A 26,982-nucleotide genomic window follows, 5' to 3' on the forward strand; every position below is an offset into this window, starting at 1 on the left:
GGCGGCTCCGGGGCACCGGCGGAGTCGGACGCAGCCGGAACCGTCGCTACCGGACGACGACGTTGTGCGCCGGGATGATCGTGGGCTGCACGTCGGAGTGTCCGAGGTCGGCCAGGACCGGGCCGAAGGTTTCCGCGTGGGTCTCGAGGGCCTCCTGGCTCTCCCAGATCTCGGTCACACGGAACCCGCCGTCGACAGGCCCGGCCGCGTGCGAGATGAGACCGGCGTTCGGGAGGTCCGCGAACCGCGTGAAGCCTCGCCCATCGGTCACGCGGTCGATGACCGCGTCGTAGAGCTCCTGTCCCGCGTTCGGGAAGTCGAAGGTGACGATGATGGCCATGTGGGATGCCCCTGTCTCGGTCCGCCGCGTCGGCCGCGGCAACGCCCGTGATCCTAGCCGTAAGTAACCGAGGGAGTTCACAGAGCGACGAAACGCTGGCTGGGCGCTGTGTTCGGGCGTGACGAGTGGCTCTGAAGCCGTCCGCCGTCAGTCGCCCTGGTCAGGCGTCGGGCCGGGCGACGAAGACGCGTTCCAGCAGGGCGTACAGAGAGCTCCGGTCCTCGGCGCTGAGCCTGTCCAGGCCCTCCTGCGTCGTGTGCATCTTCGAGCGGATCGCGTCGGTGACCCGCTCGCCCTCGGGCGTGAGGATGACGTTCTTGACGCGCCGGTCGGACGGGCTGGCTTCGCGGCGGACGAGCCCGCGCTTCTCCAGCCGGTCGATGATTCCGGTCATGTTGGAGGCGTCGCAGGTCATGACGTCGGCCAGGGTGCGCATCGCGGCGGGGCCCCGGCGCAGCACGGTCAGTGCCTTGCCCTGGCTCGCGGTGAGGTTCTCACTGGCGGCCGCGACGGTGAAGTCGCCGTAGTAGACGCCGAGCGACACCGAGAACAGCTCCATGAGCTGGGCCGTGTCGACGCCGGGCGCTTCTGCGCGAGGGGCCTTTGTCATGCGGACCACCCTATCGGGAGAAGCTTGACTATCTCAAATATCTGCCTCTACCGTCGTCCCGTTGCATGAAGTTCTCAAGCATCAAGGTCATGAAGTAACAGCTAGAGGAGCGTCCCTGTGACCGTCACCGCGTCTTCCGCCTCCCGTGCGGCCGAGATCCTGTCCCGGCCCGTCGCGCTGAACGGCCTGACCGTCCCGAACCGCATCGTGATGGCGCCGATGACGCGCATGTTCTCCCCGGGCGGCGTTCCGGGTGAGGACGTGCGGTCGTACTACGCCCGCCGCGCTGCCGCCGGCGTGGGTCTGATCGTCACCGAGGGGACGTACGTCGGCCACGAGTCGGCCGGCCAGAGCGATCGTGTGCCGCGCTTCCACGGTGAGGAGCAGCTCGCGGAGTGGGCGAAGGTCGCCGAGGCCGTGCACGCGGAGGGCGGCACGATCGTGCCGCAGCTGTGGCACATCGGCATGGTGCGCAAGCAGGGCCAGGCACCGTACGCCGACGCCCCCGCTGTGGGCCCCTCCGGCATCCGGGTCGACGGCACCGAGGGCGAAGGCAAGGCGATGACCCGCGCTGACCTGGACGACGTCATCGGCGCCTTCGCCCAGGCGGCCGCGGACGCCGAGCGCATCGGCTTCGACGGCGTCGAACTGCACGGCGCCCATGGCTACCTCCTCGACCAGTTCCTGTGGGAGCGGACGAACCGCCGTACCGACGCCTACGGTGGCGACGCCGTGGCCCGGACGAAGTTCGCGGCGGAGATCGTGACCGCCGTCCGCGCGGCCGTCTCGCTCGACTTCCCGGTGATCTTCCGCTTCTCGCAGTGGAAGCAGGAGGCCTACGACGCGCGGCTCGCCGAGACCCCGCAGGAACTGGAGGCGATCCTGGCCCCGCTCGCCGCGGCCGGCGTCGACGCCTTCCACGCCTCCACCCGCCGCTACTGGCTCCCGGAGTTCGAGGACTCGGACCTGAACCTCGCCGGCTGGACCAAGAAGCTCACCGGCAGGCCCACGATCACCGTCGGCTCGGTCGGCCTGGACGGCGACTTCATCCACGCCTTCATGGGCAAGGGCGCCGAGCTCGGCAGCCTCGACAACCTCCTCGATCGCCTGGAGCGCGACGAGTTCGACCTGGTCGCCGTCGGCCGCGCCCTGCTCCAGGACCCGGAGTGGGCCGCGAAGGTCCTGGCGGGTCGGGTCGACGAGCTGAAGCCGTACGACGCGGCTGCGCTGAAGACGCTCAGCTAGGCGCACACCGCCCCCACCCGAGGGTCTCCCCACGCGGGGAGGACTTCGCGGGGTCCTACTGCAGGTGTGAACAGGCCGTTGTCCCGCGGCCCACGGGCGGCGGCCGGCGCTCGACTCGATCGCCGGCCGCCACCCGCCCCGACGGGCAAACGGCTGGCAGCCCGGTCCCTCCCCGTGCTTGCATGAGCCGCATGGTGTCTCTCGACCGTTTGCTCGCCTTCGCGGCCATGTCGTCCCTGCTCATTGTGATACCGGGTCCCAGCGTGCTGTTCGTGATCGGCCGGGCGCTGGCGCAAGGGCGCCGCGCCGCGTTGACCACGGTGATCGGCAACACGTTCGGCTCCTACGTGCTGATCGTGGCCGTGGCACTAGGGATCGGCGCGGTGGTGGAGCGCTCGGTTCTCGTCTTCACGTTGCTCAAGCTGGCGGGTGCGGCCTATCTGGTGTTCCTCGGCATCAAGGCCTGGCGTGAGCGCGGGACGTTTCAGGCAGCGGTCACCGGGGTCGGCGCCGCCCAAGGCGGCCTGCGGACGTTCGGAGAGGGATTCGCCGTCGGAGTGACCAATCCCAAGACCATCGTGTTCTTCGCCGCCGTGTTGCCGCAGTTCGTCGACCGTGACCAGGGACACGTGGCCGCGCAGATGCTGCTGTTGGGCCTGGTCTTCAACGTCATCGCCGTCGCGTCCGACATGGTGTGGGGGCTGGCCGCGGCCACTGCCCGGGACTGGTTCGCGCGCTCACCGCGGCGGCTCTCGCTGGTCGGTGGAATCGGCGGACTGGCCATGATCGGACTCGGTGTCACCGTCGCGGCGACGGGGCGCAAGGACTGAACCGTGTCGGCTCGACGGTCCGGGGTGCGGCGGGGCGTGAGTGACCAGTGCGCAGAGGCGTACGCGCGTGCCTGGCACCGAGTCCGTACGTTTTCGGCCCCTGGAGCCCCTGGAGCCCTTGGAGCCCCTGGCCGACCGGGGCGGACCAGGACCGACCGGGCCCTATCCAGAGGCCCGGAATGCGATGGGGCGGCATGGACCTGGCCAACAGGGCGCTGAATACTGGCCGTTGACCGTGTGTCCCGACCCCTTGGAGACGACGTGCGCACCCGCCTTGCTGTCGCCCTCGGTTCCGCCACGCTGACGTCCGGCGCCCTGCTGGCCGCTCCACCAGCGGGTGCGGCCGACTACCCGGTCAGCAGCTTCGATGTCACCTACGGCCAGACGTACACGCGGGGCACCATCACCTGGTACGCGCGGTCGGTGGTGGTGGCCGGTGAGCACAAGTCGGTGGACCTGAACAGCTGTCGCGGCACCACGGCGTTCACGCTCAACTCGCAGAACGTTCAGATGGGCGTGGGCCTGTCCGGCAGCGTGTGCGGGGCGAGCGACACGTTCTCCATTCTCGTGCCGGCCGACGCTCCGGGTGGAGCCGCGGTGGTGCGGGTGTGTCTGGACAACGGGGCGGACGGCCCGCAGGTCGTGTACCTGAAGTGCGTGAGGTACGGCCACCCGTAACGCAGGGTCCGGACGTGGTCGAGGCCCGGCACCACAGGATCGCTGTGTGCCGGGCCCCGCAGCTCCGCGCGGCCTCTATCGGTTCGGTCGCCGGAAGAGGCCGAGTCCCTTCGTGAGGCTCTTCAACGGCGAGGAGTCGGCCGCGGCCGCCGCGGCCGTCGGCGTCCGGGCCGGTGCGTCGCCGCCGCTCGCCTCGGCGAGCGCGGCGAGCGCGGACTCGGCCGCCTCCCGGTAGAGGTCGCAGGACGCCGTCATCGATTCGAGTGCCTTCGCGTACCTCGTGACCATGACCCGCGCGTGGACCAGCTCCTCGTCCGGGGTGAGCAGGTGCCAGCCTTGGCGCAGCCGGGTCAGGGCCTGCTCGGCGTCGGAGGGCAGCGGCTGGGGGAGTGCCGCGAACTCCACGATTTTCGCGAGGAGTTCGGTCGGTTCCGAGCCGTCCAGAAAGACATTGCGTACGGTGAAGCGCTCCGCGTCGTAACCCGGGATCTGCGGCGTCGGGGGCAGGACGACGGCGCCACCGCGCGGTAGCCCCACGCCCACCTCACGCTTCATCGCGAAGTCGGCGATCAGCGCCTGGTCCGGCGTGGCCCGGTGCTCGACCACCCGGTGCCGCAGGCTCGGCGGCAGGAACGCCGTGATCGGCCGCCGGCCCAGCGCGTCCGGCGTCATCGCCTCATGCACCACGACATGGACGAACCAGCTCTGCCGCGTGCAGTCCCGCAGCAGGCGCCGCAATTCGTCGTCGTCCTTCGGCAGGTGGTTCGTCGACCGCAGACGGACGCCCGGCACCTTCTCGTGATCCCAGTCGACCTGGTCGCTGTCGGGCCAGAACACGGTGGCGGGCGAGGGCCAGCTGATCTCCCACGCACGCTCCGCCTCGGCGGCGAGGACCCAGTGGACGCCCTCGCTCTCGGTGCGGCGGGACTCGGGGTCGTACGTGGTGAGTTGCGCGCGCACCGTGACGCCGTCCGCGACGCGCCAGCGGGCCTCGAAGAGGCGGCGGGCCAACGGCCCGGGGTCGGCGGACTCGTCCCGGGGGAACATGTCGGTGGAGCGCGCGGCCTCGACGGGGTCGAGGTCCAGGAAGTCGTCGATCACCCCGGCCGCCTTGAGGGCGATCAGGTTGCGCCGGACGTCCCGCTCGGCCTCGGGTCCGAGATGACGCCCACGCCCGAGCCACGCGGTGTCGGGGACAGCGGTCGATGATGAGTTGTTCTTGGCCATGTAACCGTCCAGTGGGTGATCAGGGCCCGACCAGTATGGTGTGCGGCCCGAGCGGCGGTGTCCACCCGTCCACACTCCGGCCCGACCGCGCCCGCTCCTCCCGTGCGACGGCTGGCCGACCTGCAGGAGAGACGGCGCCGCCCCCACGTACACCAGACCGACTCCACCCCGCTCACCCCCACCGCGCAGCCGCGGCCGTCGGCGAGCACGCATCCGTCTCGGTTGGCCCGACCAGGCAGGAAGGCGGCGCTTGCCGGCCGCCCATCATCTGCATCACCGGCCAACAGACGGCCGGGGGCGGCCGGACGCGGAAGGCTGTGAGTTCAGCGATCGCCTCCGGCGACGGCTTCCGGGGCGGACCCGAGGGCCGGCTCACGGGCGGATCTCGTGAACGATCGTCGCGTGGATGGGCGCATGGCTATGCCGAGGCGAGGAAGTCACGGACCGCGTCCGCGAAGCCGGCCGGGTCGTTGGCGTACAAGAAGTGGTCCGTCCTCAGTTCGACGAGACGGGTGCCGGGCCGCCGGGCGGTCATCTGTGCTGCCTGCTCCGCCGACAGCACACCGCCTTCGGCGCCGCGTATCAGCAGTGCCGGGCAGGTGGAGCCGGTCCAGTCGGCCCAGTGGTCGCCGTGGACCTGATCCTCGGAGGCGTAGATGTCCTTGGGATGGAAGTGCAGGCCCCAGCTTCCGTCCGGTCGCTCGCGAACCGCCGATTCGAGGAAGGGGGCGAACGGGCCCAGCTGCGCCACGAACGCCTCGCGGTCGGCGCAGGTGCCTTCCGGAAGGTTCAGCACGAACGCCAGCGGGTTGCCGCCGTCCAGGCCGAGCTCGGCACAGCCCTCGCCGTTGACCAGCGCGGTCACGCGTTCGGGGTGGCGGGCGGCGAACTGGTAGGCGTTGATCGCGCCGAGCGAGTGGCCGAGGAGGGCCACGCGGTCCAGTCCCAGGTGGTCCATGAGGGCCTCCACGTCGGCGAGGTAGCCCTCCCGGCTGTAGTCGGCCGCCCGGTCGGAGTCGCCGTGACCGCGCTGGTCCGGCGCTATGACCCGCCAGTCCGGGGCGAGGCGGGCGGCGAGATCGGCGTACGACATGCCCTCGGACATGTGCCCGTGCAGGGCGAGCAGCGGGCGACCCGGCCCGCCGAAGTCCACGTAGGACAGGGTGCGGCCGTCAATGGTGAGCGCGGAACGCTTGGCGTCGTCGTTGTTCATGCGTTCACCGTAGACGACATCTATACGCATGTACAAGACTTATGTGTAAGACGAGTGTATGACTGCTCTTCCTGTCTCCCTGTCCTCCTGCTCGACCGCTGAGTACGCGTGGGTCGCTCACGGGGACTCCGGGACTGAGGGCTCGCGCAGGCGTATGGCGAGGGCGGCGATGTCGTCGTCCAGGCGCCCTCTGCTGTAATGCAGGAGGTCGCGGTGCAGAGCGGTGAGCAGATCGCGGGGTGGTGTGGCGGGTTGTCCGCGCATCCAGGTGGCCAGCGGGAAGAACTCGCCGTCGCGGGCGCGGGTCTCCGCGATCCCGTCGGTGTAGAGGAGCAGAAGGTCGCCGGGGGTGAAGGCGAAGCTGTCGATGCTGTAGTGCTGGCCGATCAGCTCCGCGAGGCTGAGTAGGGGCGAGGGGGTGGAGGGCTCGAGGGCGCGCAGCTTCTGGCCGCTGAGGAGTAGCGGCGGGGGGTGTCCGCAGTTGAGGATGTCGATGCGGCTGCCCTCGTGCGGGATCTCGGCCACGAGAGCGGTGGCGAAGCGCTCCATCGGCCCGTCCGGGGGAAAGGCGGCGTTGTAGCGGGTGCTGCTGGCGTCGAGCCTGCGTGCGACCTCGACCAGGTCGCGCTCGCTGTAGGCCGCCTCCCGGAAGGCGTTGACGATCGCGGCGGCCGCTCCGACTGCCGGCAGGCCCTTGCCGCGCACGTCACCGATGAGCAGCCTGACACCGTACGGCGTATCGACCACCTCGTAGAAGTCTCCACCGATGCGGGCCTCCGCCGCGGCGGCGAGGTACAGCGATTCGATCTCCACGTTCCGGAAGCGGCGCGGCATCGGGCTCAGCACCACCTGCTGCGCCGCGTCGGCGACGAGTCGTACCTGGAAGAGGGTGCGCTCCCGCTGGAGCCGGACGTGGCTTCCGTAGGCGGCGGCGACGGTGACGGCGATGATCCCCGCGGCGGTCCACCACGTTCCCAGATCGGGGAAGACGAGACCGAGGCCGATCATGAGAATCAGGCAGATCGTTCCGAGCAGGACGGTGGGGAGGACTGGCCACATGGAGGCGGCCAGAGCTGGTGCCGCAGGCAGGAGGCGGCTGAACGCCAGTTCCGGCGGAGTGGCGTAGGCCAAGCTGGCGATCACCACGGTCAGAATGACCGGCGACAGCCGCACGAGCCTTCCCCGGCCGTAGCGCCGAGGGAGCCGCGGCCGTCCTGACTCGATCACATCGACCAGAATATCCACGCAATGCGGACATAGCTCCCCGGCGATCGAGCCGCCCGCCCTCCCATCCCCTTCCGGGGCCGATGCAACGCCGACCGCCCCCTCTCGCGCCCACATGCCATGAACGGCACGGTTGTGTGCGGCGCAGTGCGATTCGATGCAGGCGACACAGGCCGCCGGCCGATTCCGCGGAGGGAGACAACCGCGCGCGATACCGCTTGCAGCACCTTTTTGTGCTGCAGCGTGCGGCGACCTGCGCCGATGCAGGTAACGAGGCTCCGGTCCGGCCGCGAGGCCGCGCCATGCCCAAGAGGCCAGGCCGGGCGACCAGCACAAACACCCCGGACCGGCGTCACGAGGCCGGGATCGGCTGGGTGAGGTTCACCGGGTTCCCGTCGGGGTCCTGGATGTGGGCGACGCGCTGTCCCCACGGCATGTCGTTGGGGCCGCTGCGGACCGAACCGCCCAGTGCCGTCACCCGGCCGAGCGTCTCGTCGACGTCGTCGACACCGATACTGAGCAGGATCCGCGGCGCCGCCCCGGTCCCTGGCGTCGCCTCCCCGGTCCCCGGCGCCTCCCCGGTCCCCGGCGCCGCCCCGGTCCCCGGGTCCGCCTTGGCCACCAGGCCTAAGTCGCTGTCGCCGATGCGTAGGCCGAGGTAGAAGAGCTGGAGCGGTCCTGCCTCCGGCACCCGGAAGATCTCCTCGGCGCCGAACAACTCCGTGTAGAACCCGATCAGGAGGTCCGGATCGGCAGTGATGATCACCGGCTGGATGGTGGACATGGCACCCCTGTCGAGAACGGTCGTGTCGCCGGGTAGACCGGTCGAGGACGCCGAACTCATCGGCGAACCGCCCGGCCATCCGCCGCCATACGTGAGCCGGATCCTTGCGACGGGGGAGGAGGCTGTGGAGCCGGCGGCGTGAAGTCGGCCCTCAGTAGCGATGGTCGGGCCAGTGGGGGTCCTCCCAGCGGGCGGGGCCGGTCAGTCCGATGAGCCGTATGCGGTGAAGGAGCTCCTCCGGAGCGCCGTAGGCTGCAAGCCGTACGGCGGCGTGACGGAGCAACCAGGCCGTGAGCTCGGCGCGCAAGGCGTCTTCGTCGTCCCACGCGTCCCACTGGTCGGCAGCGGGGTGATCGGCTGCCTCCCAGGCTGCGAGCCATGGGCCGAGCGCGCCGGACGCCTCGGCACACAGCGCGAGGACCTCGTACGCGGGCACAGCGGGATCCGGCTCGGCGAGCGTGTGCGCCCACCAGGCGCGCAGGAACTCCCACACCGCCGCGCCCTGGCGTGCCGGCCACTGCCGCCAGTGGCCGCGAGCGAACGAACGCCCGACCTCGGCCATGCCGGACACGGGCTCCACCAGACCGCCGACCAGCGCTCTGGCGAATTGCGGCAGGATTCGGCGCAGCACGGCGCCGTGGTCGTTCCAGTCGGGGGTAGCCCAGGCGCGGCCCAGGAGGCCTGGGGCAAGGACCACGTCCGGGACCTTCAATCGCGCAAGCTCTTCTTCGCTGCCCCAGTGGCATGCGCATTGGATCTCGTCGCTGCGGGCGGTCATCCCGCGGAAGGCGAAGCCCAAGCGGTCCAGAGCCCGCTCGAGGCGCAGCCGCGAGGGTGTGTCATCGTGGTTCATCGTCTCGGCACAGCCTCGAAGGGACTCCAGTCGGCTTCCGCCGACCGAAGATCACAACCCTACCGGGCCCCCTCCGCGATCGGCCATGGCGTTTTCCTCGCTCACAGCCGCGCTTCGGATCGCCGGCTGTCAAGAGGAGTTCCGGTCCTGTCCGAGTCGGCTGTCGGCGGACCCGGTCGGCGCGGCGTCGGATTCCTAGGACCGGCTGACCAGGTTCGGTCCGGCCGGAGCTGCCCCGGTCGATCAGGCACCGCATCCGCACGCGCAGTCGGTCCTTCCGGAACGGCGTGGCCCCGTCGGCGGCGTTGCGCTCGCCCGGAGACCCGGCGGGCCGTCTAGGCTCGGCCCGTGGGACAGCCCGACCAGCGCGCCGAGGGCGCTGGACCGTTCACCACCCGCCTCACCTGGCACCCGCCCGGCGGCGGCACCGTCATCTGGGAATCCCGGCCCGCCCGGCGCCGAGGACTCATCGCCGTCCGTCCGCCCGGTGCCCCCGCCACCCGTCACGACAGCGCCGGCGACACCGCCCTCGCCCGGCTGCGCAGGCTGAACGCCATCGCCGCCACCTGCTTCGTCATCGGCGGAGCGCTCTTCGCGGTCGGCGCCGCCGTCGCGCAGTTCGGCTCCGGTGACGCGGTCACCTGCGCCTCGGTCTACTTCGTCGGCGGCCTGTTCTTCAACACCGGCGGCTACGTGTCCCTGCTCCAGGTCATCAACGCCCCGCGCCACGTGCCCGGTGGCGACGGCGCTCTGGTCATCCCCCCGTGGCGGTGGTGGAGCTACGAGCCGACGCGGGTCGACTGGCTGAGCGCCTTCCTCCTGTTCGCCGGCACCCTGGTGTTCGCCGTCAACCTGCTCGACTCCTTCCTGCAGGGTCTGACCGTCCAGCAGATCAACCGGCTCATCTGGGCCCCCGACGTGGTCGGCTGCGTGCTCTTCCTGATCTCCGGCCACCTCGCCCTCGTCGAGATCTGCCACGGCCGGCCTTGCATCCGACGACGCGACCTCGGCTGGTGGATCGTCGCCGTGAACCAGTTGGGCTCCGTCCTCTTCATGGTCTCGGCACTCGCCGCCTACACCCGCCCCGCCACGGGCAGCCTGATCAACGCCGACATCGCCAACTGGGGCACTCTCGCCGGCGCCCTCTGCTTCTCCGCGGGCGGCGTCCTCCAGCACTACGAACGTCCCTGACGCGACCTGAGGCGACGAGAGCGAGCAGCCGACAGCCAACCGCGCTCGCAGCCGTCGTACCGCGGCGGCGGCGCGCAAGCACCGATGTACCGCTGCGCCGGGGCGAGGGGGGCGTTGTGGTGACGGAGTTCGGTCGCACACGCATACGTATCAGACACCCGGGCAGGCGAACGCAAGTGGCCGATGACGGATCGGCAGGTCTTCCCCCTATCCCCGGTGTGGCAGGTGGAGAGCATGAGCTCAACAGACGAAAACGACGAAGGAAAGCGCGGCGGCGACGCACCGGAGAAGCGCCTGCCTTTGACCGCTGTGATGCGCGAGGCACGGGAACAGCTCGGTGACCTGCTGCAAAAGCAGGCGGGGGCGGTCTCCGCCATCAGGGCCACCGACAACGGGTGGACAGCGGACGTGGAGGTCGTCGAACTGGAGAAGGTTCCCGACACCATGAGCGTGATGGCCCTCTACCACGTGGAACTCGACTCGGACGGCGAGATCGTCGCCTACGAGCGAGGCCGCCGGTATGCCCGAGGCCAGATCGACCGCCGCTGAATCAGACGGACGCAGGTGCGGTACGCCGGCGTCCGGGCCGGATCCACGGAAGGAGATCGACGTGACCATCGTTCAGCAGCAAGGCAGCACAGCCGCACGGGGCGGCAGCGGTTCCGGAAATCTGTACGACGTTCTCGAACTCATCCTCGACCGCGGCCTCGTCATCGATGCGTTCGTCCGCGTGTCGCTCGTCGGCATCGAGATTCTGAAGATCGACGTCCGGGTCGTCGTCGCGAGCGTGGACACCTACCTGCGATTCGCCGAGGCGTGCAACCGCCTCGACCTGGAAGCCGGCCGCAAGGCTCCCAGCCAGCTCACCGACATCGTCGGCGACATGACCGAGAGCGGCGCGAAGGGCAAGTCGAAAGGAGCGCTGAGCGGCGCCGTCGAGGCTTTCACCGACTCACTGCAAGCCAAGCGCGACGAGCCGGAAGAAGAGCAGCCGCGCAAGCGCGCCGTCCGCAAGTCCACGTCCAGCCGTCAGTCCGCCCAGCGGCGAGAGGAGTAGTGCATGTCCACCTACGTCTACGGAATCACCGCCGCCGATCACCCGCTGCGTCTCGACGGAGTGTCCGGTGTCGGCGAACCCGGGGCCCCACTGCGTGCGGTGCGCAGCGGCAACCTCACCGCGGTCGTCAGCGATGCTCCGCCCGGTCTCAGGGCCAAGCGCCGTGACGTCCAGGCCCACCAGGGCGTGATCGAGGCGCTCATGATGGGCGGTGCGACCCTGCCGATGCGTTTCGGTCTTCTCGCCTCCGACGACTCGGAGGTCGCCTCCGCGCTGGACGCGGAAGGTGAGAGCTACCTGGCGCGGCTCGAGGACCTGGAAGGGCACGTCGAGTACAACCTGAAGGTGTCGCGCGAGGAGGACGACCTGCTGCGGGAAGTCGTCAGGGAGTCCGAGCGCGTCCGTGAACTGCGCGAGCGGACCCGCGACGGCGCCGGCACGCACGAGGAGCGCCTGGAGCTGGGCGAGATCGTCTCCAACGAGGTCGCCAACCGCCGTGACGCCGAGGCCCAGCGCCTGGCCGAAGAGCTCGCGACCAGGGCGAAGCGCGTGTCGATCGGTGAGCCGACCGCGTCGTCGCTGCTCAGCGTCTCCTTCCTCGTGCCCTCCCAGGACATCGAGTCCTTCGTGCAGGCCGTGCAGGAGCAGGCCGACCGCCGGGGCGACGCGTACACCTTCGTGCTCAACGGCCCGCTGCCGCCCTACAGCTTCGTCTGACGCGTCGCACGGCGAGCGGGCCCTTGAGGGAGGCGATCCATGGGACTCATCACCAGCCTCGTGACCTTTCCGCTGGCTCCTTTGCGCGGCACTCTCTGGGTCGTCGACCAGGTCGTGACAGCGGCGGAGCGCGAGTACTACGACCCGGAGCCGGTGATGCGGGAGCTGAAGGACCTCGAGCGCCGGCTGACCAGCGGGGAGATCGGCGAGGACGAGTACGACCGCCGGGAGGACGAGCTCCTCGACCGGCTGGAGGAGATCGAGAGATTCCGCCGGCTCGGCGAAGGCACCGGCGCATGACGGATCTCGCATCTCGCATCCCGTACGAGGCACGAGGCATGACGCATGACGCATGACCACGACCACCCACGCGACCACGAGGGGAGAGACAGAGGTGTACACGCCATGACGAAGAACGCGAAGATAGCCGTCGCCCTGATAGGCGGGTATCTGCTCGGCCGCACGAAGAAGGCCAAGGTGGCCGCGGGGCTGGGCATGTTCCTGGCCGGCAAGAAGCTCGACTTCGACCCGCGGCAGATCGGCAAGCTGATCGCGAACACGCCCGCCCTGGGTGGACTGAGCGACCAGGTCCGCCGAGAGCTGGTGGAAGCGACGAAGTCGGCCGCCACCAAGGCTCTGACACAGCGCGCTACCGGCCTGGCCGAATCTCTCGCCGAGCGCACCCGCGCCCTGGAGGAACCACGCTCGGACCGGAGTGACGACGCCGGGGGCGCCGGGGACGCCGGAGATGTCGACGAGACCGACGTCGACGACACCGAGGAAGCGCAGGACGGCGACGAGCCGCAGGACGGTGAGGAGCCGCAGGACGCCGGTGACGCCAAGCCGCGTAAGTCCGCAAGCCGCACCCCGGCGCGCGAAGGCGGCACCAAGCGGCGCACGTCGGGGGCAAACAGCCCGCGCGCCGCCACGGCGAAGAAGGCCACCTCCGCCGCCGGCAAGAGCGGCCGCCAGGGCGCGCCCGCCCGGAGCCGAACGAGTTCGAGTACCTCCGGCGCGGCCAAGTCAGCCGGCACACGGACCGCCGCGACGAAGAAGCGGACCACGCCGACCACGCGCAAGAGGAGGGACGACCATGCCTGAGTCCGCCTTCGGCAAGGTCAAGAGCGATGTGCTCGCCAGCCCGGCGACCGAGCGGCTGAAGGAAGAACTTCAGCAGTACCTGCGCGCCCGCGCGGAGCACACCCTTACCCAGCTCGGATCCCGGCTGGGCGAAGGCATCGCGAAGCTCGGCGAGCCCGGAGCGACGCTGGGCGGGGGTATGAAGGGCCTGTCCAGGAGCGGGCAGGCGCTCGCCGAAGGCAAGTCGCCCGCGCAGGCCGCCGTCACCGGCGCTGTCACGCATCTGAAGGAGTCGGTGAAGGACAGGGTCAAGGGTCTGTTCGGCAACGGCCGCACGCCGGGCGCCGGCAAGTCGAAGAGCGTGACGATCGTCGAGGACATCGATGTCGGCGTGCCGGTTCGCGAGGCGTACGACCAGTGGACCCAGTTCCAGGAATTCAGCACCTTCGCCAAGGGCGTGGTGAGCGTGGAGCAGGCGGACGACACCACCAGCAACTGGAAGGTCAAGGTCGCCAAGTCCACCCGGAGTTGGAGAGCGAACGTCACCGAACAGGTCCCCGACGAGCGGATCTCCTGGACCACGGAAGGCGCCAAGGGCACGGTCAAGGGCGTCGTGACGTTCCACGCCGTGACCGACGACCTGACCCGGGTGCTGCTGGTCCTGGAGTACTTCCCCAAAGGCCTCTTCGAGAAGACCGGCAACATCTGGCGCGCCCAGGGCCGCCGGGCCCGGCTCGACCTGAAGCTCTACCGCAAGTTCATCATGATGCGCGGCGAGGCCACTGACGGCTGGCGGGGCGAGATCCGCGACGGTGACGTCGTCGTAGGTCATGAGGAGGCCCTCGAGCGAGAGCAGACCGAGGACGACGAGCAGTACGGCGCCGAGTCCGAGTACGAAGAACCCGCCGAGGACGGCGAGCAGCCGTACGACGCCGAAGAGGCGTACGAGGACGGGGACGGGGCCGAGGCCGAGGCCGAGGACGGGGACGAGGCCGAGGTCGGGGCCGATGAGGAGGCCTACGAGGACGACTCGGACACGCAACGGGACGCCTACGACGAGAGCCCGGAAGACGAGCTCGGCGAGCAGGAGCCCGAGGACGAAGACGAGCCCGAGCCCGAGGACGCAGTCGAGGACGAAGAGGAGAACGAGTACGGCGACGAGGCCGAGAACGACGACGAGGCCGAGAACGACGACGAAGCCGAGAACGAGGACCAACACAAGCCCGCTCGCCGTGCTTCCCGCCGCCGCACCGCACGCGCGTGAGCGAGCGGCCAGCTGAAAGACAGGGTTGAGACGTGTCCGATTCCTTCGCCGGCCGACAGCCGACCGCACGAAACACAGCGGCGTACACGGGGCACGGCTCCAGCGCCAACCTGGCCGACATTCTGGAGCGGGTGCTCGACAAGGGCATCGTGATCGCAGGTGACATCCAGATCAACCTGCTGGACATCGAGCTGCTCACCATCAAGCTCCGTCTCCTGGTCGCCTCCGTCGACAAGGCGAAGGAGATGGGGATCGACTGGTGGGAGCACGATCCCTCGCTGTCGTCGAGGGCGGCGGTGCCGGCCCCTGACAAACGTGTGTCGCTCAGCGAGGAGAACGAGCGCCTACGGGCCGAGATAGCGCAGTTGCGTGCTGCGGCCGGCCTGCCGGCAGGCCCGGACGGCGCCGAGACCGACGCCAAGGCGCCCCAGGCGGCGAACGGCCGTGACCGAGGTGAGCGCTGATGCCCGACCGAGTGCTGCTTTACGTGTATGCGATCGGTGCCGACAGGGCCGCGCTCGACGACGTGGCCTCCCAGGTCGCCGGCATCGACGGGGCGCCCGTGCGTTGCGTCGCGGGTCGGAGTGGCCTCACCGCGCTCGTTTCCCCCGTCGACGGCGACCGCTTCGCCGAGGAAGCCCTCCCGGCCCAACTGGAGGACCTCGAACGGCTCGAAGCGATCGCCCGTGCGCATCACGCCGTCGTCGACGCGGCGTTCTCCCGCGCGACCGTGCTGCCCCTGCGCCTGGCCACGGTGTACCACGACGAGGAACGCGTCGTCGGGATGCTCACCGAGGGCCAGGTCTCCTTCGACGCCCTGCTGCGCAAGCTCCACGCTCACGTGGAGATGGGTGTGAAGGTGTACGCCCTCGCCCGGGCGGCGACCGATCGCAGGGCCGTAGCCGCCGTGGAGGGCTCCGACAGCCCCGGTCGTGCCTACCTGCAGCGCCGACGGGCGCAGCGCCGGGCCGCTGACGAGGTCTACCAGGCAGCGTCCGCGGCGGCGGAAGCCGTCGTCCGGCAGGCGGAACGGCATTCTTCCGCCCACGCGGTCCACCGCCCCCAGCAAAACGAGTGGTCGGCGGGGCGCGGCGAGAACGTGGCCAATGACGCCTACCTCGTCCCCGCGGCGCTCGTGGAAGCCTTCCGTGCCGACATCGTCGCGCTGGACGATCCCGAGTCGGGCGTCAGGATCGAGGTCACCGGCCCGTGGGCTCCGTACTCGTTCGCCGGCCAGGACGCCGTAGCCGCAGAGGTGGAGACGTGACCCGCCACACCGACGACCAGGAACCCGGATACGGCCGCCAGGTCGCCCTCATCGACCTCCTCGACCGGCTTCTCCACGGCGGCGCGGTCCTCACCGGCGACCTGGTGTTGAGCATCGCGGACGTGGACCTGGTGCACATCGAACTGCGCGCCGTCATCCGCTCCCTCACGCACGACGAGCCGGCGCCGCTGTCTCTGCCGGCCCGCGCCCCCGGCCAGGACAGCGGCGTGGCCGGCCGGTCGGCAGCGGGGGTGACGCACGATGGCCGTTGAGAGCAGCCACGGCACGACACCGGCGGCATGCCGGCGCCTGGATCAGCGCATCCGGACCGACCCCGACACCGTGGAACGTGATCTCATCAAACTGGTCCTGACCATCGTGGAGCTGCTGCGGCAGCTGATGGAGCGCACCGCCCTCCACCGCGTGGACGAGGGTGACCTCGACGGCGACCAAGAGGAACGCATCGGGATGACGCTGATGCTTCTCGAGGAACGCATGGAAGAGCTGTGTGAGCGCTACGGGTTGACCATGGACGACCTCAACCTCGATCTCGGTCCCCTGGGATCCCTCCTTCCCCCTCCGCAATGACCGACATGACGGACCGTTTGGTTTTCGCAACACCGGACAGAAGGGGCCATATGAGTACCGAAGAGAAGAACGAGAAGGACACCGCCGCGGCCGGTCCCCGCACCAAGAGCAGCAGCGGCGGCGGATCGAGAAGTACCAAGGCCGCGGCCGGCACCGCGAAGAAGACGGTGACGTCGCGGACCTCCACGGCGCGTGCCTCGGCCGACAACGCCAAGAACGGCGTGCGGCAGGCGAAGAAGTCGGCCGCCTCCGGCGCGCAGGCAGCGGGTGAGGCCGGGCAGCGCGGCACGCGCATAGCCGCCGGCGCCCTGCAGAGCGGACAGGAGGCGGTCACGGCCAACGCCGCCAAGCTCGCTTCGGCGGCCGGCACCGCCTGGACGGTGGTCAAGAACCGCAAGATGATCGCCGTCGGCGCCGCGGCCGGAGTCGTCGGCGTGGCGAGCGCTGCCTTCGCGATCGGCCGGACCACGGCCAAGCCGCCGACGGGCCCCCTGACACGTCTGGCGAACGGACGGATCTGAGCCCCGGCCGGTACGGCCCAGGACCCGCACGTGCTGCGACAGCAGTGAGCCGCGACAGCAGTGAGTCGCAGTGGGTCGCAGTCGGTCCGGGCGAGGTGTACGGGAACTCCCTGTTCCCGTACACCTCGCCCGGACCTCGCGTTGTGCACGCCCGGCCGACAACCACCTGCGGCCGGCTCGGGAAGCGGCGGGGGAGCAGGTCAGGTCGGCCTTCGACCGCGAGAGACGCCCTGGGCGAAGGAGCTTGAGGCACGGGCTAGCGAGCGTCCATGCTCTTCGCGAACCACCTGCAGAGGCCTGCCACGCCCAGCGAGGCGAGAACGATCTGGATGCCGGCTTCGAGCCAGTCACCGGCCGCTGCCTCGCTGACCCCGACGAGGTCGGCCACCAGCGATCCCGACAACGCCGCCGCGACCCCGACGACCAGCGTCCACAGGACTCCGATGTGATGATGCCCGGGAAGCACGAGACGCCCTAGCGAGCCGACCACCACACCGATCAGCAAAGCACTGACAAGACCCGAGATGTCCATGCCTACTTCCTTCATCGAGCGCTCGGAACACCACGCCCGGACATCGGTGTGGCGGAGCTTCCCTCGCCGGGGCACCTCCGAAGGCGCCGGGCTCCTCCGCCTACCCCGCCCGCCCCGCACCACTCCCTCGTTCTCCTCCTCCTCTCCTCCCTCCCGCGACGAGGGCCTTCGGGCGTGCCGCCCGAAGGCCCCTGGGGGCGACGGCTAGAGCAGGGTCTCGCCGGTGGGGAAGCCCCAGCCGCTGCGGAACCGCTCGGCGAAGGCGATGGTGCCGTTCAACGTGCCGAGCCCGGCGTAGAACCAGACGTCGCCGTTGGTGTCGCGGGCCACGAGGTCGGCCTTGCCGTCACCGTTGAGGTCGCCGGGGGCGGCCACCGCGTCGTACTGGTTCCAGCTCCAGCCGATCTTGACGCGGGGCGTGACCGTGCCGTTGGGACCGAGCGGGTAGAGGAAGAGATCTCCGGCGGGAGTGCGGGCCAGGAGGTCAGGCCGGCCGTCGCCCGTCAGGTCACCGGGGGCGAGAACGGTGTTGTAGTCCGACCACGGGACGTCCCCCGTGAGGGAGACGGCGGTGCCGAGGGTGCCGTCGGGCTGGACGGACTGACGCGTCAGTGTCCCGTCGGTCCGCCGGACCACCATGTCGCGGCGGCCGTCGCCGTCCATGTCCGGGCTCACGGCCATCTGGTCGACCGTGCCGTAGCCCGTGCCGACGGTGCGGGGCCACCGGAAGAACGTCTCGGTCGGAGCGTCGCCGGGGAAGAAGCGGAGGTTTCCCGTGCTGTCGACGGCGTAGAGGTCTTCGCCGCCGTCCGCGTCCGCGTCACCCGCTCGGGCGAGGTGACGCATGCTGCTCCAGTCGGCGTTCCAGCCTGCGCCGACCTTGCAGTGGAGAGAGTGCAGCACAGAGGTCGAGTGGCCCCCGAAGTGGCGGTACAGGCTGCCGTCCGCGCCGCGGCGCAGCATGTCGCCATAGCCGTCGGCGGGGTTGTTGCAATGCGTCCAGGTGGCGGCGCCGCGGTAGGGGTAGTGGTCGGAGAGGGTCTCGCGCGGTCGAGCGTCGGCGGCGACGTTCTTGAAGTGCGCCTTGCTCACGAAGATGTAGTCGTACTTCGACTCGGTGAGGGGCGCGCTGGACCTGAGAACCGTGTTGGCCCCCGAGCGGCAGTGGCCGGCCGGCGGGTTCAAGGCCTGGCACTCGGGCGTGAAGTTCTGGGCGTCGGTCTCGTCCGTCTCCAGGAACTGGCCCTTGCCGCCCGAGTGGCTGTAGAAGGGGTCCAACAGGGAGGTCATGGGGCTGAGGCGCGGATCGGTGTACCAGTCCCCGTTCTCCTTCTGCCCCCAGTGCTGGGCGTTGAAGTCACCGCCGAGAACGACCGGGGTGTCCGCCTCGATCCACGGCTGGACGAGGCCGGCGAGCTTGTTGGCCTGATTGATCCGGATGGCGTCGTTGTACGCGTACAGGTGCACGGAGCATGCCCGCGTCTTCCGGCCCTGGAGCGGGGCCTCGATGCACGAAGACTGCCAGGTCTTTCCCGGTGCCTCGTCTCCGGTCATCAGGTTGAGATTGTCCAGGACCGTCACCGGTCCCTTGGCGATGACCGCGTTGCCGAGGGGGTACTCCCTGTTGAAGGCCGTCTCGCCGTTCGACTTGCACAGGTCGTTCGTTCCGTCCTGATCGACGGAGATCAGCGTGGCGAACGAGCCGCCGCCGTAGCCCAGCGGCTTGAGCGCCTTGAGCAGCTCGTCGTACTGGGACTTGCAGACCTCCTGGAGGAAGAGGATGTCTGGATCCCACTCGGTCACATGCCTTTTGACCAGGTCGACGCGCACCTGGACCGCGTCCCTTTCGGCGGCGGTGCCGCAGGGGGTGTTGAGGTCGTCGTTGCCCCCGCAGATGTTGTAGGTGAGGAAGCGCAGCGCTGGGGCCGACTTCGGCGAGACGGTATCCGCGGCCGCCGGGGAGACGAGGCCGCCGCCCAGCATCGCCGACGCGAGCAGAGCAACGATGAGCGCGCGTAGGCGCATCATGTGACGTTCCTTCTTTCAGTCATGTCTGGGGATTGGTGCGGCCGCCAGGCCGGCGACGCCGATTTCCGGACGACAAGGAGTGTGTTCCCGCAGGCGTGTCCCGCTGCCCCGTGCCGGCTTGGCTGTTCGCTCACGCATCGTGGTGCGCTCCCTCCCACGGGACCCGTTGGAACCGCTCACACCAAGGGACGGGGCGCGAGCAGATCAACAGACCTCACAGGGCGTCCCGCCCAAGGACAGACGCGACGCTAACGATGTGAACGAGGCACGGTCGAGGACCCGACGCGCCGGCGAGCGGGCATCACGCGCCTACCTCCGGTGCCCGGTCATGGCCCTCCCCAGTGCCACGCGACGCGTCAGCGGAAGGATCCCAGCGACTGGGAGGCCCTCACTACCACGGCGTCGCCCGGTGGCGACCGTGCCGTTTGCCGGAGCCCCCTCCGAGTACCAACGCGAGCGCCACGCCAAGAGGGACGAAGACCAACAAAAGGAAAGTCATGGCGGCCGTTTACCCCTCGACGCGGGCTGAAAGCAGCTCGCGCGAAAGGACGGACTCGAAGGGACGGAGCTGCACACCAGCGGCCCGGTCACGGGCCCCTCCACGGGAGAGGCGCGGGTGCCTCCGGCGGAGACACGGGCCCCTCAGCCGGAGGCGATCTGCTGGACGAATCGGGCCTGGTCCGCGAGGAAGCCGTCGGCGTAGAGCCGGCGGGGCGTGAGGACGGCGGTCGCCGCCAGGCGCCAGGAGGAGCTCTCCAGGTCGTGGTCGACCAGGGAGTGGGTGGCGGCGGGGTAGTGGACGACGGTCAGGGAGGCCGCGGGAAGGGTGGCGCGGTAGACCGCTTCGGTCTCGGCGACGTCCACGTTGACGTCGTGGCCTGCCAGCACCAGCAGCAGTGGGGTGCCCCGCATGGCGGCCAGGTCGCCCGTCGCGTCCGCGCGGTAGTTGCGTGCGATGAACGCCCACCGCCCCGCGGTCATACCGTCCCCGTCGCCGACCACGGCGCGGTACCGTGCGAACGTCCCGCCATGCTTCAACAGGTCGAGTACCGTCTCCCGCCTGCGCAGCGCCGCCTCCTTGTCCTGGGCGCTCGCGCCGTCCCGGTCGAGTTCCGCGAGCAGGTTGTAGCGGCCCTGCCGCAGCCAGTTGACCGCCGGAGAGACGGCGATGACGAACTGCAGGCGCCCGTCGCGGGCGGCGACCTTGGGGAGCACCCAGCCGGCCTGGCTCGCTCCCCACAGCCCGACGCGCCGGCCGTCGATATCCGGGCGGCCTCGGGCCCAGGCCACGGCGGCGAGCGTCTCCTCGGCCCGGTCGTCCATGCTCTGCTCCAGCCAATCCCCTTCCGAACCGCCGACGCCGGGCTTGCTGAACGACAACGAGGCGTACCCGGCCCGGGCGAAGGACTCCCACAGCGGCCGGTAGTACGTCTCGTGGGTGGCGTCGACGGGGCCGTCGCCGTGCACGAAGACGACGAGCCCGAACGGCCCCTCGCCGCGCTCCGGCAGCGCCAGTACGCCCTCGAGCAGCGCGCCGTCATGTCGCAGCGACACCTTCTCCTCCCGTAGCGCGTACGTGTTCTGCCACACCGTCACCCCACCGAGCCCAGCGGCCGTCAGCAGCAGCCCTACCAGGGCCCACGCCATCCACCGCCACCAGCGCCGAGCGGGCGCGCCCCCCGTTCGTGACATCATCAACTCCAGAATCGATCGAATGAGAAACGGTCGTATCGATAATGAACGTACTAGAATCGATAGCGCAACCTGCTTCCGTGAACGGACGAGGAAGGGCATACACATGGACGAGGGCGGCGGGCTCGTGGTGCGCAGAGGGGTCCCCGAGGGCAGCGAGCACCGGGTGGCGGCGCTGTACTGGGAGGCGTTCGGCCGCAAGCTGGCGCCGGCGCTGAACCCGCCCGAGAAAGGGCGCGCGTTCATCGCGACCCACCTCCACCACGACCGGGGCGTCACGGCGCTGGTCGACGACCGGGTGGTCGCCGTCGCCGGCTACCGGCTTGACGGCAGGGCGTTGACCGGCGGCGGCGCCGGCGACGTCCTGTCCGCCTACGGCCCCGTGCGCGGCCTGCCGAGGCTCGCCCTGCTGGCCCTCTTCGAACGCACCCCTGCGCCCGGGGAACTCGTCATGGACGGGATCGCCGTCGACGCCGCGCACCGCGGCCGCGGCATCGGCGGCCTTCTCCTCACGGAGATCGCGGCCGTCGCCGCCGAGCACGGCTGCCACCGCGTCCGCCTGGACGTCATCGACACCAACCCCCGGGCCCGGGCGCTGTACGAGCGGCACGGCTTCGCTGCCCACCGCACCGAGCAGACCCCCTACCTGCGGCGCCTGATGGGCTTCGGCGCCGTCACCGCCATGCACCGCCCCGTCACCGACGCGGACGCGACGAGCCGGCGGGAGGCGCGATGAACACCACCGCCGCTTCGGACGCCGGCCAGGCCGGACGCCCCGAGATCCCCACCCGGCTGGTCGTGACCGCCCTGGTCCGCGAGGACGGCACCGTAGACGCCGGCGAGCTCTACGCCGTCGCCGATCTGCTCGGCATGAGCGAGACGCAGATCAGGCTCTGCGTCAAACGCCTGGTCGGAGAGGGCCGCTTCACCCAGGAAGGCCGCGGCCGCAAGGCCACGCTCCGCGCCGTGGCCGACGCCACCGGCTCCCTGGCTCCCGACGCCGCCTACGTCCGCCACGCCTACCGGCAGGACGCCGGACTCGCCCCGTGGGACGGCACCTGGCACCTGTTCGCCTTCGCCATCCCCGAATCCCGCCGCACCGCCCGTGACACCCTGCGCGAGCACCTGCTCCACCTCGGCGCCGCACCCGTCCAGAGCGGCCTGTACGTCACGGCCAACCCCGTCGCCGAACTCGTCGACGCCCAAGCCCGGCACCTCGGCGTCGCCGATGCACTCACCCGCCTGTCCACCACGGACCTGCGCATCGGCGCGGTCGCCGACCCGTGCACGCTGGCCGCAACCCTGTGGCCGCTCGACGAGATCGCCGAACGGCACGAACACCTCGCCGCCTTCGCCGAGACCTGCCTCGCCCGTCTGACCCAGGACTCCACGCTGTCGCAGGCCGAGCGGCTCTGCATGGCTGTCGAACTAGCCGCCCACTTCACCGCGGCGATGCAACCCGACCCCCTCCTGCCGCCCCAGCTCCTCCCGCAACCCTGGCCAGGAGCCCGCGCCCGCCACCTGACGGCCACCTGCTGGCACCACCTGCGCCAACGCCCGCCCACCGGCGAGACCACCCCTTTGCGCCTGTTCACCCTTTACGCCGACGCACTGCCCCCTGCTGACGACGCGTAGCCGCCCCGCGCCCCGAGGCGGAGGTGGTGGTGCGTACGACGTAATCGACGCGACCAGGGACTGCCGGGTGACGATTCGACACCCGGCAGAGAGGCGCGGGCCCGTCACCGCCGCCGAGGCCGGCCGCCTGCCGCCCGACGGACACGTCCGTGATGCTCGGGAGGGTGACCGGCCCGCACACACCACTGGTGCGGGCCGGTCTCCACCCTCTCGGGCCCTGCGAACGGGGTAGGCCGCAGGCCCGATATCGAGCGGCCCCATCCGCTCCACCCCCATCTGCCCGCGAACCTGGCCGCCATGCACGACATCCAGCCCCCGAACGACCTGGTTTCGGGCACCATTCCGCGGGCAGGCGAGCGGGAGCGCCGCCGTCCACGGAACCCCCCGAGTCGTGGACGGCGGCGACTGCCTTGCGTGCCCGCTGCGGATACGTCCTCGCCTCCAGCCAGGGCGACAACATCTTCGCGGTCTACGAGCGCTACGGCGACAACGACTACGTCGGCTCCTTCCGCGTCGGCGACGGCACGGTCGACGGCGTGCAGCACTCCGACGGCTCCACCGTGGTCAACGTTCCGCTCGCCGCAACTTCCCCAAGGGCCTGCCGATCACCCACGACGGCGAGGCGATCCCCGCCGACGGCGACCGGGTGGACACCGACTTCAAGTTCGTCCGCTGGGACGCCGTCGCCGGAGCCTTTCCCGAGCCGCTGACCGTCGACACCGACTCCTTCGACCCTCGCGACGCCGACTGACCTCACCGCGCCCCTTCTCCCCGCCCGGCTCCAGCCGACCTCCACCACGGTGGCGCGACCTGTTCGGCTGCCGCGCGCATGACCTGTCGTCGAGGCCCACGCCGGGGCCGGGACCAGACTCAACGCGACCCGGCCCGACCCGACCCAACCCCACCAACCCAACCCCACCAACCCAACCCGGTCGCCTCACGACGCCCCGATCGTCCACCACTGGCGCGACCAGCGATCCGAACCACTCGCGCCTGCCCTCGTGGTCCCGGCGGGCGGGTGGACGTGGCCGAGCGGGTCGCGGGCACGACGTCCCACCTGGTCCTCCGTCCCCCCAAGACGGGCCGACTACTCGACCGTGCCGGCCTCGGTGCGGCCGTGGCGGCGGAGGTAGGCCAGGACGGCGCGGACCCGGCGGTGGCCGCTGTCACCGGCCGACAGGCCGAGTTTGAGGAAGACGCTCCCGATGTGTTTGTGGACGGCGTTGTCGGTGACGAACAACCGTTGGGCGATCGTGGCGTTGTCATGCCCTTCGGCCATCAGAGCCAGGACCTCGCGTTCGCGCGGGGTGAGGGCGTCGACGGGATCGCTGCGGACGGCGAGGAGCTGCGCGATGACTTCGGGATCCATGGCGGTTCCGCCCGCGGCCACGCGGCGCAGTGCCTCGGTGAACTCGGTGATGCGGCTCACCCGGTCCTTGAGCAGATAGCCGATGGCGCCGCGGGTGTCGGAGAGGAGACGGCCGGCGTACTCCTGCTCGACGTACTGGGACAGGACCAGGACGGGAAGCCCGGGGTGGTCGCGGCGGGCTTGGAGAGCGGCGCGGATGCCCTCGTCGCGGAAGGTCGGGGGCAGCCGCACGTCGACGATGGTGAGGTCCGGGCGGTGGGTCTCGACGGCGGCGAGGAAGCCGGGGGCGTCCTCTGTGATCGCGGCGACCTCGAAGCCCTGGGAGTTGAGCAGGAGTTCGAGTCCGGAGGACAACAGGACGTTGTCCTCGGCGATGACTACACGCACGGCAGCTCCACGGTGACGGTGGTCGGCCCGCCGGGCGGGCTGCTGATCTCCATGGTGCCGTCCAGGGCCGCGGCGCGGCGGCGGATTCCGTCCAGGCCGCTGCCCCGGGACGCGTCCGCCCCGCCGCTCCCGTCGTCGGTGATCTCGGCGGACAGCATCGCGCCGTCGCGCAGGACGTGGACGGCGGCCTTGGTGGCCCGGCTGTGCCGGGCGATGTTCGCCAGCGCCTCGGTGACGGCGAAGTAGGCGACCGCCTCGACCGCGGCGGGGACGTCACCGAGGTCGCCGATGTCGATGCGGGTCGGCACGCCGGCCCTGTCGGCGAGGGAGGCGAGCGCGCCGACCAGGCCCTGGTCGGCCAGGACCGGCGGGTAGATGGTGCGGATGACGGAGCGCAGCTCGGTCATGGCCTCCTCGGTCTCGGCCCGGGCCTGCCGTACGAGCGTGGCGGCCGTGTCCGGATCCTGGGGCAGGATGTCCCCGGCCACGGCAAGCCGTATGGCGATGGCCACCAGCCGGGCCTGGGTGCCGTCGTGCAGGTCGCGTTCGATCCGGCGGAGTTCGGCGCCGTGCGCCTGGAGGACGTCCGTGCGCGTCCGGGTGAGTTCGGTGACGCGCGCGGCCAGTCGTTGGGCGGGAGACGGCGCCAGGACGGCCAGGCAGCACCGCGCGTGCGCCCGGGCGAGCGGCGGCAGGGCGATGGCCGCCAAGACCGCAAGGAGCAGGAGTTGCGCCAGGTTGACGGTCAGCGCGGAGGCCCAGCTGTCGATACGGACACCGAACAGCAGCAGCCGTGGCGGATCCGACGTGGGGAAGGCCCACCACCCGACGGCGACGACGAGGGTGAGGAGCAGGTTGCCCAGGCACAGCAGGGCGATCGTGCCCGCGGGAAGGCCGGTGGCCACCTGCGTCACGAGCCACGCGAGCTCGCGGCGCAGGGCGCGCGGGCGCGGCTCCACCGGTCGGCCCAACAGCGTCCCGGCGCTTCGGCGGTGGCGCTCAGCCCAGGGTGCCGCCAGCGACGGTATGCACAGCAGTGGCGCCGCCGCGAGCGTCACCGTCGCGGTCATGAGGGTGCCGAGCAGGTAGCGTCCGCTGCGCCCGGTCCGGGCCAACCGTGCGCGAGCCTCGCCGATCACGCCGTGCACTGGTTCGCCCTCGTCTGTCGTAGGGGGACCGGGAGCGGCCCTCGGTCGCGCCACAGTACGTGCCGGGAGCGCCGGCGGCACTACAGCCGGCTGTAGGTTTCCAACGGCCGCCCTGGGTACCGACGCACAACTCGACACCTACCTAGCGTGAGGCCCATGAGACTGACATCCCCGGCCTCCGCGCCGCAGAACCGCCCGTCCCCGCAACGTCACCGCCGAGCCGGCCGACGGTGGCCGGCCGTCGCCGCGGCCGTCCTCGGCACGGCGAGTGCGGCCATGGCCATCCCGTCCTCGAACGGCGCGACCCCGACGTTCGCGCAGTCCGGCTACCAGCAGGACGACCTGCGCCGGGACGCCGATGCCCTCCGGGCGCTGGGGATCACCGGTGTCCAGGCGCGGGTGACCACCGCCTCCGGCAGGGATCTGGTGGCAACCGCAGGCGTAGCCGTGGCGGGCACGAACCGCCCGGTGCCCCGCGACGGCTACTTCCGGATAGCCAGCACCGGCAAGGCACTCATGGCCACGGTGATCCTCCAGCTGGTCGAGGACGGCACGTTGTCCCTGGACGACACGGTGGACCGCTGGCTGCCCGGTCTGATCGACGCCAACGGCAATGACGGACGGCAGATCACCGTGCACCAGCTGCTGCAGAACACCAGTGGGCTCCATGACGACCTTCCCGGCTTCGACACGCCGCAGCAGTACTACGAGCACCGCTACGACACCTACACCGCCGAACAGATCGTCGCCCGGGCGATGAAGCACCACCCGGACTTCCCGCCCGGCACCGGCTGGAGCTACTCCAACACCGGCTACGTCGTCCTCGGCATGATCGTCGAGAAGGCCGCCGGGCGCCCCTGGCAGGAGGAGGTCGAAAGCCGGATCCTGAAACCGCTCGGAATGAACCACACCTACCTGCCCGGCACCACGTCCACCCTCCGCCGCCCGCACGCGGCCGGCTACCAGGTCTTCGCCGCCGGCGAACGCACGGACGTCACCGAACAGATCGTCCCCGACCTCGGCGGCTACGTCTCCACCACGGCGGACGTCAACCGCTTCTTCCAAGCACTGCTGGGCGGCGAGCTGCTGTCCGCGGCGCGCATGGCCGAGATGCGGGACACCGTTCCGGTCCCCAAGCCGTTCGACGTGTTCTGGCCCGGCGGACGCTACGGCCTCGGCCTGGTCAGCCGCCCCCTGAGCTGCGGCGGCAGCTACTGGAGCCACGAAGGGGGCGAGGCCGGCTACATCACCCTGAACGGCGCCACCGACGACGGCAGCCGCACCGTCACCGTCTCCATGTCCACCAGCTTCAACGACCTCCGGAAAACACTCCGCCAGCAGAAGACCGCCAGCGACCTCGTCGACCGCGCGTTGTGCGACACCCCCGGCAACAGACAGGGCAGGTAGCCGCCCAGGGCGCTCGCAGACCCGGGCGGCGGTCTTGTCATCGGCCGGCCGCTCGCCTTCCCAGACAGCAAGGTCGTAGCTCATGCCCGCAGACT

General features: G+C 70.5%; 30 protein-coding genes and 1 pseudogene. 19 read left to right on the forward strand and 12 right to left on the reverse strand.

Going from position 1 to position 26,982, the window contains the following annotated elements:
- Positions 1-46 precede the first annotated feature (46 nt).
- Both ACIGXE_RS33715 and ACIGXE_RS33720 read right to left on the reverse strand, forming a co-directional pair.
- Positions 47-340: a hypothetical protein gene (locus tag ACIGXE_RS33715; RefSeq protein ID WP_399753565.1), complete on the reverse strand. Its 294-nt coding sequence runs from the start codon at positions 338-340 to the stop codon at positions 47-49.
- Positions 341-500: 160 nt separating this feature from the next.
- Complete coding sequence (locus ACIGXE_RS33720; RefSeq protein ID WP_399753567.1) at positions 501-950, reverse strand: MarR family winged helix-turn-helix transcriptional regulator; 450 nt, start codon at positions 948-950, stop codon at positions 501-503.
- A gap of 117 nt (positions 951-1,067) precedes the next feature.
- Here ACIGXE_RS33720 and ACIGXE_RS33725 point away from each other — a divergent pair, with 117 nt between their 5' ends.
- The 3 genes from ACIGXE_RS33725 to ACIGXE_RS33735 all read left to right on the forward strand — a co-directional run bounded on the left by ACIGXE_RS33725 (position 1,068) and on the right by ACIGXE_RS33735 (position 3,703).
- Entirely contained in the window at positions 1,068-2,195 is a 1,128-nt protein-coding gene (locus tag ACIGXE_RS33725; RefSeq protein WP_399753570.1) for an NADH:flavin oxidoreductase, read from the forward strand.
- 191 nt (positions 2,196-2,386) lie between these two features.
- A complete protein-coding gene (locus ACIGXE_RS33730; RefSeq protein ID WP_399753572.1) occupies positions 2,387-3,025 on the forward strand; it encodes a LysE family translocator in 639 nt (212 codons plus the stop codon).
- A gap of 261 nt (positions 3,026-3,286) precedes the next feature.
- Positions 3,287-3,703, forward strand: coding sequence for a hypothetical protein (locus tag ACIGXE_RS33735; RefSeq protein ID WP_399753575.1), 417 nt, complete (start codon positions 3,287-3,289; stop codon positions 3,701-3,703).
- Positions 3,704-3,778: 75 nt separating this feature from the next.
- Here ACIGXE_RS33735 and ACIGXE_RS33740 read toward each other — a convergent pair whose 3' ends face one another.
- The 5 genes from ACIGXE_RS33740 to ACIGXE_RS33760 all read right to left on the reverse strand — a co-directional run bounded on the left by ACIGXE_RS33740 (position 3,779) and on the right by ACIGXE_RS33760 (position 9,004).
- The gene (locus tag ACIGXE_RS33740; RefSeq protein ID WP_399753577.1) at positions 3,779-4,930 is read right to left on the reverse strand and encodes a hypothetical protein; all 1,152 of its coding nucleotides are present in this window, start codon (positions 4,928-4,930) and stop codon (positions 3,779-3,781) included.
- A 418-nt stretch (positions 4,931-5,348) separates the two neighbouring features.
- A complete protein-coding gene (locus ACIGXE_RS33745; protein WP_399753580.1) occupies positions 5,349-6,143 on the reverse strand; it encodes an alpha/beta fold hydrolase in 795 nt (264 codons plus the stop codon).
- A gap of 117 nt (positions 6,144-6,260) precedes the next feature.
- Complete coding sequence (locus tag ACIGXE_RS33750; protein ID WP_399753582.1) at positions 6,261-7,370, reverse strand: PP2C family protein-serine/threonine phosphatase; 1,110 nt, start codon at positions 7,368-7,370, stop codon at positions 6,261-6,263.
- 349 nt (positions 7,371-7,719) lie between these two features.
- Positions 7,720-8,151 (reverse strand): VOC family protein, encoded by a 432-nt coding sequence (locus ACIGXE_RS33755; protein ID WP_399753585.1) that lies wholly within the window; start codon positions 8,149-8,151, stop codon positions 7,720-7,722.
- Between the two features lie 151 nt (positions 8,152-8,302).
- Positions 8,303-9,004, reverse strand: a complete 702-nt coding sequence (locus ACIGXE_RS33760; RefSeq protein WP_399753587.1) for a hypothetical protein — start codon at positions 9,002-9,004, stop codon at positions 8,303-8,305.
- A gap of 348 nt (positions 9,005-9,352) precedes the next feature.
- Here ACIGXE_RS33760 and ACIGXE_RS33765 point away from each other — a divergent pair, with 348 nt between their 5' ends.
- The 12 genes from ACIGXE_RS33765 to ACIGXE_RS33820 all read left to right on the forward strand — a co-directional run bounded on the left by ACIGXE_RS33765 (position 9,353) and on the right by ACIGXE_RS33820 (position 16,689).
- Positions 9,353-10,195, forward strand: coding sequence for a hypothetical protein (locus tag ACIGXE_RS33765; protein WP_399753589.1), 843 nt, complete (start codon positions 9,353-9,355; stop codon positions 10,193-10,195).
- Between the two features lie 234 nt (positions 10,196-10,429).
- Positions 10,430-10,744: a gas vesicle protein gene (locus tag ACIGXE_RS33770; RefSeq protein ID WP_399753591.1), complete on the forward strand. Its 315-nt coding sequence runs from the start codon at positions 10,430-10,432 to the stop codon at positions 10,742-10,744.
- 61 nt (positions 10,745-10,805) lie between these two features.
- Positions 10,806-11,252 carry a gas vesicle structural protein GvpA gene (locus ACIGXE_RS33775; protein WP_399753594.1) on the forward strand — a complete coding sequence of 149 codons (447 nt, stop codon included), beginning with the start codon at positions 10,806-10,808 and terminating at the stop codon, positions 11,250-11,252.
- A 3-nt stretch (positions 11,253-11,255) separates the two neighbouring features.
- The gene (locus ACIGXE_RS33780; protein ID WP_399753596.1) at positions 11,256-11,969 is read left to right on the forward strand and encodes a GvpL/GvpF family gas vesicle protein; all 714 of its coding nucleotides are present in this window, start codon (positions 11,256-11,258) and stop codon (positions 11,967-11,969) included.
- A gap of 39 nt (positions 11,970-12,008) precedes the next feature.
- On the forward strand, positions 12,009-12,269 hold the full coding sequence (locus tag ACIGXE_RS33785) for a gas vesicle protein GvpG (protein WP_399753597.1): 261 nt from the start codon (positions 12,009-12,011) through the stop codon (positions 12,267-12,269).
- Between the two features lie 105 nt (positions 12,270-12,374).
- Positions 12,375-13,070 (forward strand): hypothetical protein, encoded by a 696-nt coding sequence (locus tag ACIGXE_RS33790; protein WP_399753600.1) that lies wholly within the window; start codon positions 12,375-12,377, stop codon positions 13,068-13,070.
- The gene (locus tag ACIGXE_RS33795) at positions 13,063-14,313 is read left to right on the forward strand and encodes an SRPBCC family protein (RefSeq protein WP_399753603.1); all 1,251 of its coding nucleotides are present in this window, start codon (positions 13,063-13,065) and stop codon (positions 14,311-14,313) included. Before ACIGXE_RS33790 ends, ACIGXE_RS33795 begins: the two co-directional genes overlap by 8 nt.
- Before the next feature lie 32 nt (positions 14,314-14,345).
- Positions 14,346-14,777 carry a gas vesicle protein gene (locus tag ACIGXE_RS33800; RefSeq protein WP_399753605.1) on the forward strand — a complete coding sequence of 144 codons (432 nt, stop codon included), beginning with the start codon at positions 14,346-14,348 and terminating at the stop codon, positions 14,775-14,777.
- The gene (locus tag ACIGXE_RS33805) at positions 14,777-15,580 is read left to right on the forward strand and encodes a GvpL/GvpF family gas vesicle protein (protein WP_399753606.1); all 804 of its coding nucleotides are present in this window, start codon (positions 14,777-14,779) and stop codon (positions 15,578-15,580) included. Before ACIGXE_RS33800 ends, ACIGXE_RS33805 begins: the two co-directional genes overlap by 1 nt.
- Positions 15,577-15,852 (forward strand): gas vesicle protein, encoded by a 276-nt coding sequence (locus tag ACIGXE_RS33810; RefSeq protein ID WP_399753609.1) that lies wholly within the window; start codon positions 15,577-15,579, stop codon positions 15,850-15,852. The genes ACIGXE_RS33805 and ACIGXE_RS33810 overlap by 4 nt, the downstream gene beginning before the upstream one ends.
- Complete coding sequence (locus ACIGXE_RS33815) at positions 15,842-16,168, forward strand: gas vesicle protein K (protein WP_399753611.1); 327 nt, start codon at positions 15,842-15,844, stop codon at positions 16,166-16,168. Before ACIGXE_RS33810 ends, ACIGXE_RS33815 begins: the two co-directional genes overlap by 11 nt.
- A 50-nt stretch (positions 16,169-16,218) precedes the next feature.
- On the forward strand, positions 16,219-16,689 hold the full coding sequence (locus ACIGXE_RS33820) for a hypothetical protein (RefSeq protein ID WP_399753614.1): 471 nt from the start codon (positions 16,219-16,221) through the stop codon (positions 16,687-16,689).
- A 256-nt stretch (positions 16,690-16,945) separates the two neighbouring features.
- Here the strand turns inward: ACIGXE_RS33820 and ACIGXE_RS33825 are convergent, their stop codons facing one another.
- The 3 genes from ACIGXE_RS33825 to ACIGXE_RS33835 form a co-directional block, all read right to left on the reverse strand.
- A complete protein-coding gene (locus ACIGXE_RS33825; protein WP_399753616.1) occupies positions 16,946-17,221 on the reverse strand; it encodes a GlsB/YeaQ/YmgE family stress response membrane protein in 276 nt (91 codons plus the stop codon).
- A gap of 204 nt (positions 17,222-17,425) precedes the next feature.
- The gene (locus tag ACIGXE_RS33830) at positions 17,426-19,249 is read right to left on the reverse strand and encodes an FG-GAP-like repeat-containing protein (RefSeq protein ID WP_399753618.1); all 1,824 of its coding nucleotides are present in this window, start codon (positions 19,247-19,249) and stop codon (positions 17,426-17,428) included.
- Between the two features lie 642 nt (positions 19,250-19,891).
- On the reverse strand, positions 19,892-20,896 hold the full coding sequence (locus tag ACIGXE_RS33835) for an alpha/beta hydrolase family protein (protein ID WP_399753620.1): 1,005 nt from the start codon (positions 20,894-20,896) through the stop codon (positions 19,892-19,894).
- A 151-nt stretch (positions 20,897-21,047) separates the two neighbouring features.
- On the opposite strand from ACIGXE_RS33835, the gene ACIGXE_RS33840 reads away from it, so the two are divergent.
- From ACIGXE_RS33840 to ACIGXE_RS33850, 3 genes and pseudogenes are all read left to right on the forward strand, one after another.
- Positions 21,048-21,677 carry a GNAT family N-acetyltransferase gene (locus ACIGXE_RS33840; RefSeq protein ID WP_399753623.1) on the forward strand — a complete coding sequence of 210 codons (630 nt, stop codon included), beginning with the start codon at positions 21,048-21,050 and terminating at the stop codon, positions 21,675-21,677.
- Entirely contained in the window at positions 21,674-22,576 is a 903-nt protein-coding gene (locus ACIGXE_RS33845; protein ID WP_399753624.1) for a PaaX family transcriptional regulator C-terminal domain-containing protein, read from the forward strand. The genes ACIGXE_RS33840 and ACIGXE_RS33845 overlap by 4 nt, the downstream gene beginning before the upstream one ends.
- A 152-nt stretch (positions 22,577-22,728) precedes the next feature.
- Positions 22,729-23,327: pseudogene (locus ACIGXE_RS33850) on the forward strand (phytase).
- A gap of 336 nt (positions 23,328-23,663) precedes the next feature.
- Here ACIGXE_RS33850 and ACIGXE_RS33855 read toward each other — a convergent pair.
- Together ACIGXE_RS33855 and ACIGXE_RS33860 are read right to left on the reverse strand one after the other, a co-directional pair.
- On the reverse strand, positions 23,664-24,332 hold the full coding sequence (locus ACIGXE_RS33855) for a response regulator (protein WP_399753627.1): 669 nt from the start codon (positions 24,330-24,332) through the stop codon (positions 23,664-23,666).
- On the reverse strand, positions 24,323-25,447 hold the full coding sequence (locus tag ACIGXE_RS33860) for a sensor histidine kinase (RefSeq protein WP_399753630.1): 1,125 nt from the start codon (positions 25,445-25,447) through the stop codon (positions 24,323-24,325). The genes ACIGXE_RS33855 and ACIGXE_RS33860 overlap by 10 nt, the downstream gene beginning before the upstream one ends.
- Positions 25,448-25,636: 189 nt before the next feature.
- Here ACIGXE_RS33860 and ACIGXE_RS33865 point away from each other — a divergent pair, with 189 nt between their 5' ends.
- Entirely contained in the window at positions 25,637-26,887 is a 1,251-nt protein-coding gene (locus tag ACIGXE_RS33865) for a serine hydrolase domain-containing protein (RefSeq protein ID WP_399753631.1), read from the forward strand.
- The last annotated feature ends 95 nt before the right edge of the window (positions 26,888-26,982 follow it).

This window comes from Streptomyces sp. NPDC053431 (assembly GCF_044544925.1).
Taxonomy (GTDB): Bacteria; Actinomycetota; Actinomycetes; order Streptomycetales; family Streptomycetaceae; genus Streptomyces.

Excerpts from the sequence above, each read along its gene's own strand:
- ACIGXE_RS33715 (WP_399753565.1), bottom strand. The coding sequence starts at position 340 with ATGGCCATCATCGTCACCTTCGACTTCCCGAACGCGGGACAGGAGCTC.
- ACIGXE_RS33720 (WP_399753567.1), bottom strand. The coding sequence starts at position 950 with ATGACAAAGGCCCCTCGCGCAGAAGCGCCCGGCGTCGACACGGCCCAG.
- ACIGXE_RS33730 (WP_399753572.1), top strand. The coding sequence starts at position 2,387 with ATGGTGTCTCTCGACCGTTTGCTCGCCTTCGCGGCCATGTCGTCCCTG.
- ACIGXE_RS33740 (WP_399753577.1), bottom strand. The coding sequence starts at position 4,930 with ATGGCCAAGAACAACTCATCATCGACCGCTGTCCCCGACACCGCGTGG.
- ACIGXE_RS33745 (WP_399753580.1), bottom strand. The coding sequence starts at position 6,143 with ATGAACAACGACGACGCCAAGCGTTCCGCGCTCACCATTGACGGCCGC.
- ACIGXE_RS33755 (WP_399753585.1), bottom strand. The coding sequence starts at position 8,151 with ATGTCCACCATCCAGCCGGTGATCATCACTGCCGATCCGGACCTCCTG.
- ACIGXE_RS33760 (WP_399753587.1), bottom strand. The coding sequence starts at position 9,004 with ATGAACCACGATGACACACCCTCGCGGCTGCGCCTCGAGCGGGCTCTG.
- ACIGXE_RS33770 (WP_399753591.1), top strand. The coding sequence starts at position 10,430 with ATGAGCTCAACAGACGAAAACGACGAAGGAAAGCGCGGCGGCGACGCA.
- ACIGXE_RS33780 (WP_399753596.1), top strand. The coding sequence starts at position 11,256 with ATGTCCACCTACGTCTACGGAATCACCGCCGCCGATCACCCGCTGCGT.
- ACIGXE_RS33785 (WP_399753597.1), top strand. The coding sequence starts at position 12,009 with ATGGGACTCATCACCAGCCTCGTGACCTTTCCGCTGGCTCCTTTGCGC.
- ACIGXE_RS33790 (WP_399753600.1), top strand. The coding sequence starts at position 12,375 with ATGACGAAGAACGCGAAGATAGCCGTCGCCCTGATAGGCGGGTATCTG.
- ACIGXE_RS33795 (WP_399753603.1), top strand. The coding sequence starts at position 13,063 with ATGCCTGAGTCCGCCTTCGGCAAGGTCAAGAGCGATGTGCTCGCCAGC.
- ACIGXE_RS33805 (WP_399753606.1), top strand. The coding sequence starts at position 14,777 with ATGCCCGACCGAGTGCTGCTTTACGTGTATGCGATCGGTGCCGACAGG.
- ACIGXE_RS33815 (WP_399753611.1), top strand. The coding sequence starts at position 15,842 with ATGGCCGTTGAGAGCAGCCACGGCACGACACCGGCGGCATGCCGGCGC.
- ACIGXE_RS33820 (WP_399753614.1), top strand. The coding sequence starts at position 16,219 with ATGAGTACCGAAGAGAAGAACGAGAAGGACACCGCCGCGGCCGGTCCC.
- ACIGXE_RS33825 (WP_399753616.1), bottom strand. The coding sequence starts at position 17,221 with ATGGACATCTCGGGTCTTGTCAGTGCTTTGCTGATCGGTGTGGTGGTC.
- ACIGXE_RS33830 (WP_399753618.1), bottom strand. The coding sequence starts at position 19,249 with ATGATGCGCCTACGCGCGCTCATCGTTGCTCTGCTCGCGTCGGCGATG.
- ACIGXE_RS33835 (WP_399753620.1), bottom strand. The coding sequence starts at position 20,896 with ATGGCGTGGGCCCTGGTAGGGCTGCTGCTGACGGCCGCTGGGCTCGGT.
- ACIGXE_RS33840 (WP_399753623.1), top strand. The coding sequence starts at position 21,048 with ATGGACGAGGGCGGCGGGCTCGTGGTGCGCAGAGGGGTCCCCGAGGGC.
- ACIGXE_RS33845 (WP_399753624.1), top strand. The coding sequence starts at position 21,674 with ATGAACACCACCGCCGCTTCGGACGCCGGCCAGGCCGGACGCCCCGAG.
- ACIGXE_RS33865 (WP_399753631.1), top strand. The coding sequence starts at position 25,637 with ATGAGACTGACATCCCCGGCCTCCGCGCCGCAGAACCGCCCGTCCCCG.